Source organism: Sphingobacterium sp. UBA5639 (assembly GCF_002421245.1).
Taxonomy (GTDB): domain Bacteria; phylum Bacteroidota; class Bacteroidia; order Sphingobacteriales; family Sphingobacteriaceae; genus Sphingobacterium; species Sphingobacterium multivorum.
This window is the reverse complement of sequence record NZ_DIJR01000037.1, coordinates 242,793-257,214: the sequence shown is the minus strand read 5'-3', so window position 1 is coordinate 257,214 and position 14,422 is coordinate 242,793. Positions and strand designations below refer to the sequence as shown.

14 protein-coding genes are annotated in these 14,422 nt (G+C 41.6%); 7 read left to right on the top strand and 7 right to left on the bottom strand.

Annotated features, from left to right (window positions below):
* Window positions 1–7 precede the first annotated feature (7 nt).
* Window positions 8–625, bottom strand: coding sequence for a hypothetical protein (locus tag B4Z90_RS24555; RefSeq protein WP_165309385.1), 618 nt, complete (start codon window positions 623–625; stop codon window positions 8–10).
* Between the two features lie 319 nt (window positions 626–944).
* Here B4Z90_RS24555 and B4Z90_RS24550 point away from each other — a divergent pair, with 319 nt between their 5' ends.
* Together B4Z90_RS24550 and B4Z90_RS24545 are read left to right on the top strand one after the other, a co-directional pair.
* Entirely contained in the window at window positions 945–1,085 is a 141-nt protein-coding gene (locus B4Z90_RS24550) for a hypothetical protein (RefSeq protein ID WP_165309386.1), read from the top strand.
* Entirely contained in the window at window positions 1,082–1,276 is a 195-nt protein-coding gene (locus B4Z90_RS24545; RefSeq protein WP_165309387.1) for a DNA-directed RNA polymerase subunit alpha C-terminal domain-containing protein, read from the top strand. The genes B4Z90_RS24550 and B4Z90_RS24545 overlap by 4 nt, the downstream gene beginning before the upstream one ends.
* 180 nt (window positions 1,277–1,456) lie before the next feature.
* Here the strand turns inward: B4Z90_RS24545 and B4Z90_RS24540 are convergent, their stop codons facing one another.
* Window positions 1,457–1,738 carry a hypothetical protein gene (locus B4Z90_RS24540; RefSeq protein ID WP_286775221.1) on the bottom strand — a complete coding sequence of 94 codons (282 nt, stop codon included), beginning with the start codon at window positions 1,736–1,738 and terminating at the stop codon, window positions 1,457–1,459.
* A 31-nt stretch (window positions 1,739–1,769) separates the two neighbouring features.
* Complete coding sequence (locus B4Z90_RS24535; protein WP_286803591.1) at window positions 1,770–2,795, bottom strand: hypothetical protein; 1,026 nt, start codon at window positions 2,793–2,795, stop codon at window positions 1,770–1,772.
* Between the two features lie 425 nt (window positions 2,796–3,220).
* Between B4Z90_RS24535 and B4Z90_RS24530 the strand changes: the two genes are divergently transcribed.
* The 4 genes from B4Z90_RS24530 to B4Z90_RS24515 all read left to right on the top strand — a co-directional run bounded on the left by B4Z90_RS24530 (window position 3,221) and on the right by B4Z90_RS24515 (window position 6,520).
* Complete coding sequence (locus B4Z90_RS24530; protein WP_286803589.1) at window positions 3,221–3,910, top strand: hypothetical protein; 690 nt, start codon at window positions 3,221–3,223, stop codon at window positions 3,908–3,910.
* Window positions 3,907–4,995 carry a hypothetical protein gene (locus tag B4Z90_RS24525; RefSeq protein WP_286803587.1) on the top strand — a complete coding sequence of 363 codons (1,089 nt, stop codon included), beginning with the start codon at window positions 3,907–3,909 and terminating at the stop codon, window positions 4,993–4,995. The genes B4Z90_RS24530 and B4Z90_RS24525 overlap by 4 nt, the downstream gene beginning before the upstream one ends.
* Window positions 4,996–5,396: 401 nt before the next feature.
* The gene (locus B4Z90_RS24520) at window positions 5,397–6,137 is read left to right on the top strand and encodes a MauE/DoxX family redox-associated membrane protein (RefSeq protein ID WP_286803585.1); all 741 of its coding nucleotides are present in this window, start codon (window positions 5,397–5,399) and stop codon (window positions 6,135–6,137) included.
* A gap of 26 nt (window positions 6,138–6,163) precedes the next feature.
* Window positions 6,164–6,520: a hypothetical protein gene (locus tag B4Z90_RS24515; protein WP_286803583.1), complete on the top strand. Its 357-nt coding sequence runs from the start codon at window positions 6,164–6,166 to the stop codon at window positions 6,518–6,520.
* Between the two features lie 52 nt (window positions 6,521–6,572).
* Here the strand turns inward: B4Z90_RS24515 and B4Z90_RS24510 are convergent, their stop codons facing one another.
* Genes B4Z90_RS24510 through B4Z90_RS24500 form a run of 3 tightly spaced genes read right to left on the bottom strand, consistent with a single transcriptional unit; the run spans window position 6,573 to window position 12,595 of the window.
* Window positions 6,573–7,961 carry a RagB/SusD family nutrient uptake outer membrane protein gene (locus tag B4Z90_RS24510; RefSeq protein WP_286803581.1) on the bottom strand — a complete coding sequence of 463 codons (1,389 nt, stop codon included), beginning with the start codon at window positions 7,959–7,961 and terminating at the stop codon, window positions 6,573–6,575.
* 8 nt (window positions 7,962–7,969) lie between these two features.
* Window positions 7,970–11,188, bottom strand: a complete 3,219-nt coding sequence (locus B4Z90_RS24505; protein WP_286803579.1) for a SusC/RagA family TonB-linked outer membrane protein — start codon at window positions 11,186–11,188, stop codon at window positions 7,970–7,972.
* 18 nt (window positions 11,189–11,206) lie between these two features.
* The gene (locus B4Z90_RS24500) at window positions 11,207–12,595 is read right to left on the bottom strand and encodes a TlpA family protein disulfide reductase (RefSeq protein ID WP_286803577.1); all 1,389 of its coding nucleotides are present in this window, start codon (window positions 12,593–12,595) and stop codon (window positions 11,207–11,209) included.
* A gap of 653 nt (window positions 12,596–13,248) precedes the next feature.
* Between B4Z90_RS24500 and B4Z90_RS24495 the strand changes: the two genes are divergently transcribed.
* Window positions 13,249–13,632 (top strand): helix-turn-helix domain-containing protein, encoded by a 384-nt coding sequence (locus tag B4Z90_RS24495; RefSeq protein WP_286774733.1) that lies wholly within the window; start codon window positions 13,249–13,251, stop codon window positions 13,630–13,632.
* A gap of 278 nt (window positions 13,633–13,910) precedes the next feature.
* Here the strand turns inward: B4Z90_RS24495 and B4Z90_RS24490 are convergent, their stop codons facing one another.
* A complete protein-coding gene (locus B4Z90_RS24490) occupies window positions 13,911–14,258 on the bottom strand; it encodes a helix-turn-helix domain-containing protein (protein ID WP_286774734.1) in 348 nt (115 codons plus the stop codon).
* Between the last annotated feature and the right edge of the window lie 164 nt (window positions 14,259–14,422).

Below are 14,422 nucleotides of genomic sequence, written 5' to 3'. Positions count from 1 at the left end.
TCCTTCTCTATTCTCTTGAAAAGAGCATTATTACTTTGGACCGAAAACTGTCCTTGCCGCCATAGCTGATTTCCTGCTGTAATTTTAGTGAATTTCTATCAAGAGATACATCCCACCAATCTATATCCGTCCTGAGCTTTGGGTAATAATCTGCGAGGGAATCGACAATTCCTGTCGCAGGGCTTCCCCATTTCTCTACCCATGCGGATGGGTCAAATGTCCTGGTTTCCTTGAGCAAGAGACGGTTTCCTGCGAGCTGATAATAATATTTGCGGTAATAAATAGGTTCTCCGGTCTGGATGCTCCCATCTTTAATAATTACATCTGCGCCCGGGAGATTCCATTCTCCGCCGTCGCCGGCACTACTTGAACCGATAAAATACGGTACCGTTAACCGTAGAGAAGCACTGTCACGCCCGTCAAAACTAAGATATTCGTAAGGGAGGTTGTCTATCTGAACATTACTGCTCCCATTCTTATCACCGATTGAAAGGGTCGTTTCATAACTTTTTAACTTCCATTTTCCTTTCAGACTGTCAGTCATATCCTGCCCAGAATTTTCCTTTTTGCAGGAAACAAACAATAGGGAAAAAATGAACAAAAGGATCAATTGGTTTCTCATCATGGCCTAATTACGGTTTGAATAGCTAAAATAAATAATTTAAAAATGAGTCCAAAATCTATGGAGATTTAGTTTTCAAGCTGCGGTAGTCGGGATAGAAGATTTTATCAATGTGGGGCGCTTTTGATAGATATAATTGTGAAGGGATTGTCCGAAAAGTTTAAATAATCGAGCAAATCATACTCTTGGATATGGTCTAATGGCAGTTGGTCGAATAAATTTGGAATTATTATTCAAGTTGACCTAATTTGAATGCTGATTTTTGAACAGAACGACGGTCAGAGCAGATGGCCATTAACTGATGACCAAATAATCTGAATCCATGAAAGAACATGAAATTGATATCTATCTGGATGGTGTGAAAACGAGGGTCGACCTTCGAAAGATGGATTATACCTCACTTCGGAACCTTTCCCTGAAACTGCAGCCATCCTGGGTGACAACGACTATATCCATGAGATGATCCTTGAAAGCGATCTTTATTATTTCTGGCAGGAGATCAGTTCAAAGACTGTAGGTGCTCTCCAGAAGCATGGGATAGTGACGGTTGCTGAACTGATGGCCTTTTCGTATGAAAAGCTCGCTGCAATAGATGGACCGGGAAACAAATCCCTTTCCGAAATTGTATACTTCATCAAGCAGCTGGGAAAATAGAAAGCTTTTAATTCCGGGTTTTGAAAACTTCCTTGAAATGCGTAATTTGATATTGTTTTTCAAACAATCCCCATAAACTAATCCTTAAGCGGCTGCCCCAAAAAGGGTGGCCGTTTTACTATTTAGACTCCGCCGTGGCCGTTTCAATCGGGGATGAGGATCATGGTATGGGTAAAGCTTTTATAAGTCTGAATTTTCTTCCCCATTATCCCTTCTCCATTTTTTCTCGGTATAGGAGTTAAAATTTGATTTTTTCCATTTAGTCAGGTGGTAGCCCCTGCAGTATGTGCAGTAATATGCTCTCCGCTGTACAGGCTGTCCCTGCCTGTGCTTGATGCGACGGCCTGTTTTGTCCCTTTTGAAAAAGTAGTTCCACTTAATATCGAGCATGACGAGCCGGGCCTCTATCCAGGAAGCAAATATCACCTTTCCGGTTTCCCTACATTTCTTGTTGGTTCCCATATAAATAGCTATTTTTTTACCTATTCATGTATTACTCCTTTTCTATTGGTACCTGCAACATGACCCATTCCCTGATATGTTTTGCAATCTTATCGGAAACCTCAAAATCATATCGCCCCTCAAAAGGTGTTTTTAGCACAATACGCAGCCGGCCCCGTTTCAACCCATGACAAGCCTGGATCATATCTAATGGTATGGCCTTATCCCGGTCTATCTTCTGTACAAAGCCCTTCGTAATATTTACAACTTCCTTTAAGCTGCGCTGCTCGCCACAGGTCAGATTTTCATTCATCGCATTTTTCAGATAAAGGCTGACGATGCTATTTTTAAACGTAAAAATCCCTAAATCTTTATACAATATCTTTTGTGACAGGATTTTATTATTGAGCAAGAATACTTCCTTCTCCACATCAATGGATTTGACCTGTACTATGTCCATTTCACCCATAGAATCGACATCCTTATCTTCCTCAGCTGTTTCCAGAATCTCCTTCAGTTCTTCTAGATCCGGAGAAAACAACTCGAACTGCTCCTCAAGATTTCTCATTTTTAACTGTTGCTGCAGGATAGTTTCCTTCTGTTCCAAAATCAACTTTCTCTGCCTTTGATTAATAGCGACATAGAAATAGACTGTATAGCCCATATTCAGGACCAAAATTCCGCTAAATATGACCATTAAAGGAAATAGCAGCCATTCATCCTTAGCCAGCTGATCGGGGCCTATAATCCAGAACAGCAAAAGTGATGGTAATATGCAGCAAAATAACAATTGGCTAGCGGCGCGTTTTTCTGGGCTAACCAGCCAGTTTTGCCTTTTGTCCAATATCACGATAACCAATCGTATATAAAAGAAAACTATCGCTACAATCAATACAAAAAATAGATAGCTATAGGTGACAGGCCAGTCTAAAAGCCATTCCGCCAAAGCTCCACGGTACCCCAGATACCAACAGAATCCCCCAAAAACGAAGGATGCGATCAATTGCCAAATCCCATCGGGATACTGCACGGTCAATTTTCTATTATCCAGAGATCTATTCTCATTAAAACTTTTCATGTACAAACGACATTTAAAAAAATGCTATCAAAACCTACATATTTATCAGATTTATATCTTCTTTCTGTATATCTTTCGCCTATCAGGTTCATCCGACATTACCTAGCAACCTATCGCCGGAGAACTGCCGCTAAAAACTCCCCTGTTGAGGAAATTTTTGTTATATAAATTTAGCCAATTATTTATTAAACAATATCCGTCTACCTTAAATCGATGCTTTTAGGTCCTTCTTTGGTTCAAATAATTCCCCTGCCGGATGAAAATTTATTTCTGTATTGTCTTAAATTCCTCTTTCGTTGTAAGGAAATCACCTCTCATTGTAAAAAATTGCCCCTCATTGAAATGATGGGGATATTCACTATTATTTCGTGCTATAGTGGGTAAATTTAAAGAGTAAAACTTCACTGATTATTAAACCATAGATCATGAGGACGATAAAGAAAATACCATTCAGCCGTAATTATGTATTTATTGCGATAGCTGTATCGATTACCTTGTATGGGCTTTTTGGAGCAACGACGCAAGAGCAGTGCTTGTACAGCATCGGTATTCTGGTATTGTTCATCCCTTTTTTGGAAATCCGAGGCCAAGAGCGCATCATGCAGCTTTTTGTTATCTTTTTTGTCTGTATCCAGGCCAGTAGTATTGCTTTATTTGACCGTCTAACTTATCAGCTACTGATCAGCTCGCAACCGTTTTGGGTCGCTGTAAAAAAAGGTATACCGATGGCTTTTATTGTCTGCGCCATGGCACATCTGTTTTTCTGGAGAAAAACAAATGTTTTCAAACTTTATGGGATCCAACTTCCCATCATGATCATTGCATGTACCTGGTATATCCGTATGCTGCTGATCATAGCTAATTGCCAGCATATCCCAAATGCTAAAGCTGTACGCATACCTGCCATTGTTATCCAAAAATGCCCCGCTTGCTGTGACATATACGAACTGTGGTTTTCGTTCAGGTATGAAGGCCAGGAAGAAAAGGTATCTATTAATGTCAATCCTCAACTACATGAAAAGACCAATGAAGGAGATTCACTCATACTTCAAATGCACCCCGGTATATTTGGCTGGCCATGGTACCATAAAGATATCAAAAGGAGGTACAGATGATCGTAAGTTTACAGCAACTGACAATGCTCATAGAAGCCTTGGTTTATCTTGATAACAAAGATATTCCAAACCATTTGGGTGAGATCACCGAGGCCTGCAATACTAATTTTGCATTGGCACTACAAGCCCATCGGGAGATTATTCAGGTAAATAATGCACGTCAGGCTATCCAAATCTACCATACTCAATTGTTGCGGCTACACTCTTTGTTGTATAGCTTCTGTAACGTGCATAAAATTGTGAGTACTACAGCACTATTTGCCCTGGAAGAATTACTTGGGCGAATCGAACATCTCTTTAAAAAAGATATTGATCCCTATACGCAGCTGCCGGAGCATTATTACCTGCGGATGCATGAATATGTATATGCAAATATGCCCTCTATTCTTGATAAGCTAGCTCAAAAAAACATACCGCAAGCCTATCTCGCAGAGATCCTTTCGGCTATGGACAGCCTATTTGAAAATGGCAAGATCCCCTATATTCAATACCGTCATCGGGATTACCTGTCACAGGTGATTGAATCGCTGCGCCAATTGGCCGACGACAGGCGTCAAAGTAAAAACTGGCATTATCGCTTTTTGGTTCTGATGATCAACCTGAATTTTAACCATATGGGATTTTTCAACCGATGGAAAGAATTATATACTTCAGATCCTTCGTTTATGGATGCCCTATTGCGTTTTCCCAAACACTTCTCTTGTATCCCGGACTTCGCGTATGATAGCAACCGTAGGAGCCTGCTGAAGTTGATGCGTGCGTATATAGAGGATGAAAAAAATTCTCCATCAGCAACAATGCAGGATTATCCCCAACAATTTATTCAAAGCAATTTTAATGGCAAAGAGCTCAAACTTTGGATGCATATAATTGTCAAAGCGAATATTATGTGGTCTTCGGAGAAAAAAGAAGTTGCCGAGGTGTTTTCCAGGCTTGTCAAAACACGTGAAGGCACCTTACTTTCTGCGCATAGCCTGACCAGGATGGACAAAAGCGCTGAGTTTCATACAGCGCTCCGTATCCGCAAGGTATTGAATACGATGCTTGACGAACTGAATAGACAGTTTCCAGGATTAAATAAATAAAACACAAAAATTAAATAAACAGGGGGTATTCCACCGCTACACCTACTAAACGTGTTCATTCTACCCATCAAAAACAGTTCTAATTATGCGATAACCGACTGTTTCCCCAAGAATTTTCTCCCCAGCTTTTTGCCGCATAATACATCTTCATTACATCCCACAATTCATTTAGATCGAATAGAAGCAGGTGCACTTTCTAAATTAACCATTTCACTACACCTGCGCCGGCCTATTTTCCATACTACCTTTGTTTTACAGCGTACCAGAAAGTAGAAGCTGACACTCAAGCAGGCCGCTATATCCAATGGAGGGACAGGTATGGCGCCCTGTTTTTGAAACGAGGAAAAATAATAAAACAAGAGAAAGAAATAATAAATACTGCAATACAAATAATAAAGACTATGGAAGGGAATAAAACTGGCAACATTATATATAAGGTCATCCGGGCAGCGATGGTACTTTTTTGGGTCTATGTAGGGATGGAGAAACTCTGGCAGCTCGGTGCATTCAAGATCGCCCTGGAGCAGCAGCCCCTGATCAGTTATCTGGCTCCGGTACTCTACTGGCTACTTCCGCTGGTGGAAATCGGTATTGGCGTATTGCTGGGAATGCCATCGGTCAGGTTGCGCGCTTGGGGATGGAAAGTTTCGACGATACTGATTCTCGTTTTTAGTATTTATATCGGTCTGGGGGTATTGAATGTATATGACAGGAAACCCTGTATGTGTACCAGCTTTCTCAGTAATATTTCCTGGACAGCACATTTGGTCTTTAATCTCATTATTCTTGGCTTATCGATAACTGGATGGTTATTGCATCGTACTGTCGTCAGATCTGGTGAACGGACACTGACAGAGAAAATAAACGTCGCATTATTCCTGATAGGTTTTATGACAATAGGAGCCATTACATACGGACGCACACACTTTAAGCGGACAAATGATAGCTGGTATACACCGAACGGCATTTACGATTATAGGGAGCCCAATACTGCCGGTGGCCCCTCAAAAGGCTTATTGGCATCCACATACGATCGGTGCACAGAACCGTACCGACAATTATTTACCAAATGTTTGCAGGCTAGCAGCTTTACTAATCAATTACTGGCTTGCAGTACAGAAAGGAGGGTAGCGTTATGCTAACCAAATTTTTAAACAATTATGGCTACATGATATTAGGAGGAGCCATGATTATCGGATTCTCAGCATTTAAAGGTGCTGAGGCTTATACAGGAAAAAGTTTAGCTCCTGTAACTGTTTATTTCAACGGAGATCCATTGAATGCATCTCAGGTTGCTGATGAGTCGCGCTGGACGACTACGCCAAATGGGCATAGTTGTAATCCGACGAACAACAAAGCCTGTTCGCTTCCAGTTGACAATACAGACTTGAGCGGATCGGCTTTAGATCCAGCAAAAATATCAATGGATGCTATTCCCGGTGCAGCTGGTGCTGCTTCAGGTTATATTCCGCAGCGAACTGGAGGGTCGAGTTCGACTCCTTTCAATCCCGTAAACCGAAACTAAGCAGTCTCTAAAATACCAAAGCTCCAATTTTAATGGGGCTTTGGTTATATAATTAAAGTGGATTTTGTTCCATTCCTGTCAAGCGAATAATATCATCCGGCAATGGCAAAGCATACCGGTTTGCATTCGGCTCCAACCGATACTCCTTTCCGGCCAAAAACCTCCTTTGTACGATATTCGCCCCTTCAAGATTCAGTCGTTTGATGTCCATCCACCTAAGGCCCCTAAAGATCAACTCTTTTCGTCGCTCTCTTAATATTAGGTCAAGTACATCGGTTGCGAGAGTCAACTGATAACGCTTAAAAGTCCCGGCTTTATATCGTGTGGCCAATAGCTTATTGAGATCTACCTGCGCTTCCACTGGCTTGCCAGCACGCGCCAGGCATTCCGCCCGGATAAGATAGACTTCATCTACTGCAATCCCGCCAAATGGCGATACCGTTTCCCAAGCGCTGGAAGCCACTGCATAATTGCCCTTAAACGACTGATAACCGCTCGGACCGGGTTTAAAATAAGCCTGTTTTCTTAGATCATCTGTCTCAAAAGAGAGATACAATACTGTGTCCAGCTGAGCTATACGGATCAAAGGAGTGCCATTGGAAGTCTGTTCATAATAACCTACGATTTCCTTATTGTACCGCGAAAACGGATTTGTACCTGTCAGATCGACCTGGGCAGGATCATTATAGTCCATCAGGTCATTTTTGATCTGGAGCATTCTATCTGCATAGTAATAGGCTGAATCATATTTGGCCATCGAAAGGTAAGCCCGGGCCAGTAAACCATAAGCCGTCGCTTTTGAGGGGCGCATCACATGTGCACTCTTCTGTTGCAATAGATCAGAAGCAGCACGTAGGTCGTTCAGCAAAGTATTGTAACAGGCCAATACCGAAGAGCGCTTTGATTTGTCGTTCATATCCGAAGAGTTTCGCAGCACAATCCCAAGATCCGATGCAGCCGTCTTACTTTGATAAGCCTTGGCATAGTTCCAAAGTAAGGATAGGTACTGATTGGATTTTGCAAGGAGTGCCGCCCCCTTGATTCCATCATAGTCCGCTGCATTAGCAGCTGTTCGCTCGATCTTGCCCAAACGCTCCAAAACCAAGTTGGAGATATACACAGGCGCATAGCCCGCCGACCAATCGTTGCTAAAATTATACAGATTATTCCGCCAGGTATAATTTAACCGGTCCATATCCGTCTGCATATCCAGGACCGACTGCTCCAAAAAATAATCATCTGCTGAGATCTCTCCCATCGATCCAATTCCCCGGTTCATCGTAAGTGTATTATCCAGCAATTTTTGCAGGTCTTCCAGCGTTTTGGGAATCACCAATCCATCATTGGATTGAATGTCCAGATACTTGCTACAGGAACTATGCAATAACAGCATGCCGATGATACCTAGTAAGATTGACATGGTCTTATTTATCTTTATCATAATTTATTTTAATATTCCAGTGTAATACCCAAAGAAAACTGCTTTGATGGACGCAGCCTATAAGCAAATTCAGGGTCAATATTTTCCTTGTTGGCACACCATATCATACCTAAATTGCTGGCATTAGCAAACAGCCGAAGATTCACTTCCCTGGCCATGACCTTATAAGATTTTCTCCAGCTGAGATTGATGTATTCCAGCCGTAGGTGATCCCCCTTGAGTACATTGATGTTTGCCCTTGCGTAAAAAGCATCCGCATCGGTTGATACCGGATAATTCATGGCCGGTACATTCGTTATCTGTTCGTCACCGGGCTTTTGCCAGCGGCGCTCAAAATCCGGGTAGGCTATCCCGGACTGAAACAAAGTATAGTAACCAGTGGTAGGTTTATTGAAATAGTATCCGCCCTTGAAGCTCAAGTTGACTGAAAGGTCAAAATCACGATACGAAAAGGTATTGATCAGGTTACCAAAATGGGTTGGCTTGGCAGAGCCGATATAAGTGATCGTCTCGTTGCCCATTGGGTTCATAGATGCCGATCTAAATATGGCGGTATAATCTGAACTTGCCTGACCATTCAACAATCCCTGTGGCATTCCCTGATTATTCAGCCCCATCCATGTGTATGCAGCAAGCGCATTGAGCGGACGACCGACGACAGGATTGATCCGATTACCATCAGCCAGAAAATACACTAAACCTTCATTCAGATTACTATAATAGGCGATCGTTTTATTTTTATTGATCCCTAGCAAAAGATTGCTGCTCCACCGCAATGAGCCGGCTGTATTTATCGAATTCAGTTTGATATCCCAACCCTTACCCTGCATTTCGGCCACGTTCTTTACAATTGTTCCACTATTGCCCCATGTCGTATAATCATAGGCTGTTTCTCCGTATAGGTCTTTCCCGTATTTCAGGTAGTGGTCTATAGACCCCGACAAGCGGCCTTTCATTAATGAAAAATCAGCGCCAAAATTGAGCATGCCCACTTTCTCCCAACGCAGCGACGGATCGTTCAGACCTGAAATCCCCAGCATAGGATACAACGTATTTCGGTCTGTCCCACTCCCCGCAATAGGTTCGGGCGTCTTACGCAGATCAACATTCCCACTATAGCCATACGTAACCCTAAACTTGAGCGCATCTATCCACGCCACCTTAAAAAACTCCTCACGATCCATTTGCCAGGAAGCACCCACAGACCAGAGCGGCGACCATTTATCGTTGGTGGTTGCTCCAAAGATATTGGCGCCATCTTTTCTAAAACTTGCCGACAAGCCGTATTTATCACGGTACAGATCAGTCCAGTTGCTATAGAGTGATACAAAACGATTTGTCGTTTTTGTAAACATAGGCGCTCCCACAATGTTTAGATACAGATTGTCCGGTACCGTGGCAAATGCTGTCAGGTAATCCACCGGCATCGAAGTGAGCGGTACCTCATTATAGCCGTATGCCGTATTTGAACTTCCCGACAACTGATTTTCGCGGGCTTCTGCCCCGACTATACCTTGAAGACGATGCTGGCCGAAGGTTTTGTTAAAATCCAGCTGTGTCCTTGCTGTGTAAGATCTGCCCTGCTGCTGGTCCAGTGCGCGAATGGCTCCCATAGGTACATTATACTTGCGCTGCCCGCTTACCGGATCAACAGTCATAAATTGATTGATTTTTAAACGCGTAAAATAACTATCCTTTTCGTGCAGGCTTTCATTCTCCGCGCGCTGATCCTGCCACTGAAAGCCCAAGTTGGCACTTAAGAAGTCAAATAATTGGTAGCGTAAACCAGCCGTCGCAAATAATTCATTGAGATGACCTGTCTTGCGGTCATATTTATAATCCTGTAAGGGATAGTATCCCCAATCCAGATAGCCATCTGCATAATGCTGATCGAGATAAGATTTGCTGTACATGCTTTCAAAAGGTGTTTCATTTCCTGCAGCATCCCTAAAATAGAGATATGGCACAGCTTTCCCCACTGTATTAAAACTTGAATAGTCCGGTTTTCCAGATCGGTCAAGCTGTTGGGTAAAATTGACTGTAAGATCCAATTGCATCTTTTCTATAGGTCTGTAGCTATTGGAAAAGAGCAGGTTTATTTTTCGCATGCGTGCATCCAGATTTGTCCGGTCTGTCGTATAGCCTACGCCCAATCCATAAGCGTTTGAGTTGCTACCCCCATTGATATGCAAGGAAAGCTGATTGGAAAAAGCGGCACCGTAAAAGCTATCTGCAAAATTGCGGCGACCGTCCTGAGCTGCAAGCCATTCAACCGTACGCGCCGAATCGGTTGCCGTAATCAGCCCCTGTTTTCTACTGTTAAGCAAATTGATGACGGGAGTCATCGCATAATAGGGCAGATAGTTGAGGAAAGTATCATAATATCCACCGTCAAACAACATGCGCTCTACTTCGATAAAATCTCGGGAAGAGGGTTGGTAGAGCTGATTCAGATCAGGCTTCTGCCGGATGATTGAAGTATTACTGAACGAGATCTTCGCCTGCCGAGCCAAGCCGATACCTCCTTTTTTGGAGGTCATGACAATTACCCCATTGCCCGCCCTTGCTCCCCAGATAGCACTAGCGGCAGCGTCTTTTAATATCGAAACAGATTCAATGTTATTTGGGTCTATATTTCCAATTGCACCCTCGTAGATAAAACCATCCAGCACCACCAGCGGGTCAAGGTTACCATTTATTGTACTCAGCCCGCGCACTGAAAAATTCAGTTTCTGCAGGTCGGGATTATTGATCGGCTGGTTATCAAAGCGGATACCGGCCGTCACATTATTCAGACGCTGCAGCACATTTAACCCCGTCTGCTGTCCCAGCAACCCGCTGGAAACAACCTCGACTGCCCCTGTTATATCACGCGCCTTTACGGTCTGATAACCTGTACTGACCAGCGCCTCATCAAGTTGGTTTACCTGTCTCTCCAGAAACAGAGGCGTTTCACGATCAAAGAAACTTACCGCCACCTTTCTCTCTATAAATCCCACACTGGAGAACACCAGTGTATCTTTCAAACTCTGCACCTTTATTTTAAATTTTCCATCCGGGGTACTACGACCGAGCGTACCCTTTCCCATCAGCCGGACCGTTACTCCCCCGAGCGGCTGTTTGTTTTCACCCGAATATACCTGGCCTGATATCATCAAATTATCTTGCTGGGCATGTGCAATAAAATTACAACACAGTATAAGAGTTATTAAATAATATATTTTCATAACAATAAGTCTTTCGAATTAATAAATACGGCTGATGTAGGGATATTCCTTTTCCTGCTGCTGCTTGGTCAACACAATACCCTTACTGGCCAAAAAAATCAGCTTCTCTTCCACAGGCATCCTTTCAAAACCCACTGGAAAAGTGAGGTCGATCTGCATGTCTTCATTCCTGTTATAGGAAACTGGCAGGTCAACATACTGATGCAGTAGGCTCAGCAAGGTTATCAACGGAAAGTTTCCAAAGGAAATTGGCCCTTCCTCGGTTTTTTCATTGACCAAATGCATACCGCCTTTGGATTTCAGATCCGAAATATTGTCCAAAATTTTGATTTTGTAATAGGATACCAGGCCTGTTTTCCTCTCTATAGTGAGGTGAAAGTAGTCTTTAAAAGCTTGCTGAAAATAGTGCTCAGCCCTGCCTGGCGAGATTGTATCCGCTACAAAGAGCTGATAGCTGTATTTGTACTGGCGGAGCGAACCGCCCAGTATCATTTGTTGGATCTTATCCTTTAACCCCTCTTCAAACACATAGTCGGTACTTTCAAAACCTTTCAATTCATTTTTAAAAGCAATTCTTAGCATAAAATTGAAGGCCGCATTAACCATTTGATAGTTGGACTTGCCATTCTTACAGGCGACATTTGGATAAGTTGGTAGATAATCGGGTAAATAGCCAGTTATAGCGGACAGAAATTTAACACCTGTCGTATCAAAGATCGGCGGTGTTTCCATTGCAGCATCTTTATTGCGAAATGTGCCCCTCAGCTGTAAATCTGCTTTTTTATTTTGGAGAATAGCTTCGATATTTTTTATGCTGACTTCATCCGGCAATGTATTGCCCAGAAATGTACCATCCGGATTGATCCAGGTAATATTCGGTATGGTATTATGCGGAAAAAGGTTTGTTAGTATTGTATCATCCAATAAGGCTGGCAGTTTGATTTCAAAATTGTACTTTTCCTTGTATCGATCCAATACAAGCTTAATCCTGCGGGGAGTATCCTTGTTTCTTTTGCTATTTACCAATACTACTGTTAGTTCCTGTGGATATCGCTTTTGGATTTCCTCCATGTGTGGAATATTTTCGATACAGCTCGGACAGGTGGTGGCCCAAAAATCCAGTAAGATCAGCTTACCTTTAAGCTCTGAGAGCTTTATTGTTTTCTTCTTCCCATTGAAATAATTCAATTCGAGCGACTGGTTCCATACAACCTCAGGCATCTTATCACCCGGCTTTAAACCAACAAGATGGGAGAGCCCATCGACCCCGCTGTCCTTGCGGGGCGTCTGAGCCGATAAACTAAACATAGAAACAAAAACGATTATAAGCGCTAATAATGGACGGTTCCACTTTTGGCACTGTGCCTTTAAAATATCTTTTAGTATCATTAGTATGAGTGTGATCATAATAGGGTCTGTTTATGGTCGAAAAATTAGGGCATAGTTTAGCCATTACGCAGATAGCGTTTATTTTTTCGATGAAAATTGGTCTGTTATTTAGAGGGTTATAAAAATAGCCGCTCCCAGTCCCTTGGAAAATTTATGACGGATTCGGTTGGAACAGTAAGGGAGCGGTATAGGGTTATCTCACCGGTTTATTCGGGCGGACAAGCTAAATTTTGAAGTAATTGTTTTTTATAATTCATGGCTCATTAAGTTTTGAGCCGTTTCAGTACCGATCAAAAAAACGTTGGGTCGGGGCTTATCGAATTGCCCAAGCTCCCATGTAGGAATGGGGAGTGACCCGAAGATCACTCAAGACGCAATCAATAAGTGCCCCGACCCAACGCAAATGCCTTGGTGTCGGGTGCTCACTTACTCCTCGCGTCCTTGAAATTTCCTACATTGCTTGGACGAGGCTCTTTATGTGAACACCCTCTAGAGGGTGCAAATATAATATTTCTTTTTTTGTGCTACTTTTTAATATTTCATTTATTCAATATATTTTTAAAAAGAATTTTACCTTTTATAAAGGTCGGAATTTGTATTTCAAAATTACGTCTACTTTTAGTATCTTTAAGGATACTTTTAGTGTCTATTTAGATAAATAAGTAAGAAATATGGGAGCTATACAATCAAAAATCAAACGGTTCAGAGAGGCTGAGGGTACTACACAACAAGAGATGGCAGACAAACTGCACATCCATGTGAAAACTTGGCAGAAAATTGAGAATGGAATTACTCGTCTAGACCTAGAAAGATTAAAACAAATTGCTAATGTTTATGACATACCAGTTGAAGATTTAATTAATACAGATGATAGCATTTATATTAGTGAAATAAAGGACAATAAAGTAGGTTTCAATAATTCACATGTAACAATAAATGATAAATCGGAAAATGAAACCAAATTATATGAAAAACTACTTGATGAAAAGGATCGTATAATAGAGATTCAATCCAAACTTATCACCGAATTAGAAGAAAAATTAAAAAATAAATAGATTCAATATCTTATTTAAGGACTGAGAACTTGGCCTTTATCTTTTGGGGTAGGGGGCTTTTTTTGTACAACTATTTTAAGGTTTGTGACCTTGAGAATATTGGCACATTTCCTGTATTGTTAATCGGTTAGGCCACCAAAAGGCAAGATGGTACAGTTGGGGCAAAAGATGCTTCGAAGAATTCCGTGTATGTATGCATGTATACCCTTGCCTTTTGTATTGTGCTAATATGGGGTTGCAGGAAATATTTAGGCAGATAAGAATTTTATTTTACACTCCTACAATTTTTTATATCCACTACCATTGTATAATTGTTCGTAAAGGTCAATGACCTTTTTCTGAAGTTCGATTACTTCACTATCGCGTTGTTGCAACTTTTGAGATAGCGCATTGACTTCATTAACATACTCTTTATCCTCTTCGGAATCAGTAGTAGATAGTAGTTGAACAACTGTCAAATTAAATAACTTTGAGATTTGATTTAGTCGAGACAGATTCACATCTGTAATTCCTGTTTCAATCTTAGAAAATGCCGGAATTGAGATATCCAATCGTCTTGCAGCATCTTCTTGGCTCCAACCTTTTTGATGTCTAAGTAATCTAATTTTTTTTCCTAATGCATTCATTCAAAAATTTTTTTATAACAAAATAGTGAAAAATAATTGACAATAAAATATTTCGCAGCTACTTTTTACCTGAAATTTTTCAAAGCCTTATGAACTAGCTTCGCCTACATATTCGCTGAGTTTTTTTGTAACGCCTGATATAATTTTTTCTTCATTCAGCCGAG

What these genes read in the sequence shown, in the direction of transcription:
- B4Z90_RS24555 (WP_165309385.1), bottom strand. Translation starts at nt 625, where the DNA reads ATGATGAGAAACCAATTGATCCTTTTGTTCATTTTTTCCCTATTGTTT.
- B4Z90_RS24550 (WP_165309386.1), top strand. Translation starts at nt 945, where the DNA reads ATGAAAGAACATGAAATTGATATCTATCTGGATGGTGTGAAAACGAGG.
- B4Z90_RS24545 (WP_165309387.1), top strand. Translation starts at nt 1,082, where the DNA reads ATGATCCTTGAAAGCGATCTTTATTATTTCTGGCAGGAGATCAGTTCA.
- B4Z90_RS24540 (WP_286775221.1), bottom strand. Translation starts at nt 1,738, where the DNA reads ATGGGAACCAACAAGAAATGTAGGGAAACCGGAAAGGTGATATTTGCT.
- B4Z90_RS24535 (WP_286803591.1), bottom strand. Translation starts at nt 2,795, where the DNA reads ATGAAAAGTTTTAATGAGAATAGATCTCTGGATAATAGAAAATTGACC.
- B4Z90_RS24530 (WP_286803589.1), top strand. Translation starts at nt 3,221, where the DNA reads ATGAGGACGATAAAGAAAATACCATTCAGCCGTAATTATGTATTTATT.
- B4Z90_RS24525 (WP_286803587.1), top strand. Translation starts at nt 3,907, where the DNA reads ATGATCGTAAGTTTACAGCAACTGACAATGCTCATAGAAGCCTTGGTT.
- B4Z90_RS24520 (WP_286803585.1), top strand. Translation starts at nt 5,397, where the DNA reads ATGGAAGGGAATAAAACTGGCAACATTATATATAAGGTCATCCGGGCA.
- B4Z90_RS24515 (WP_286803583.1), top strand. Translation starts at nt 6,164, where the DNA reads ATGATATTAGGAGGAGCCATGATTATCGGATTCTCAGCATTTAAAGGT.
- B4Z90_RS24510 (WP_286803581.1), bottom strand. Translation starts at nt 7,961, where the DNA reads ATGATAAAGATAAATAAGACCATGTCAATCTTACTAGGTATCATCGGC.
- B4Z90_RS24505 (WP_286803579.1), bottom strand. Translation starts at nt 11,188, where the DNA reads ATGAAAATATATTATTTAATAACTCTTATACTGTGTTGTAATTTTATT.
- B4Z90_RS24500 (WP_286803577.1), bottom strand. Translation starts at nt 12,595, where the DNA reads ATGATCACACTCATACTAATGATACTAAAAGATATTTTAAAGGCACAG.
- B4Z90_RS24495 (WP_286774733.1), top strand. Translation starts at nt 13,249, where the DNA reads ATGGGAGCTATACAATCAAAAATCAAACGGTTCAGAGAGGCTGAGGGT.
- B4Z90_RS24490 (WP_286774734.1), bottom strand. Translation starts at nt 14,258, where the DNA reads ATGAATGCATTAGGAAAAAAAATTAGATTACTTAGACATCAAAAAGGT.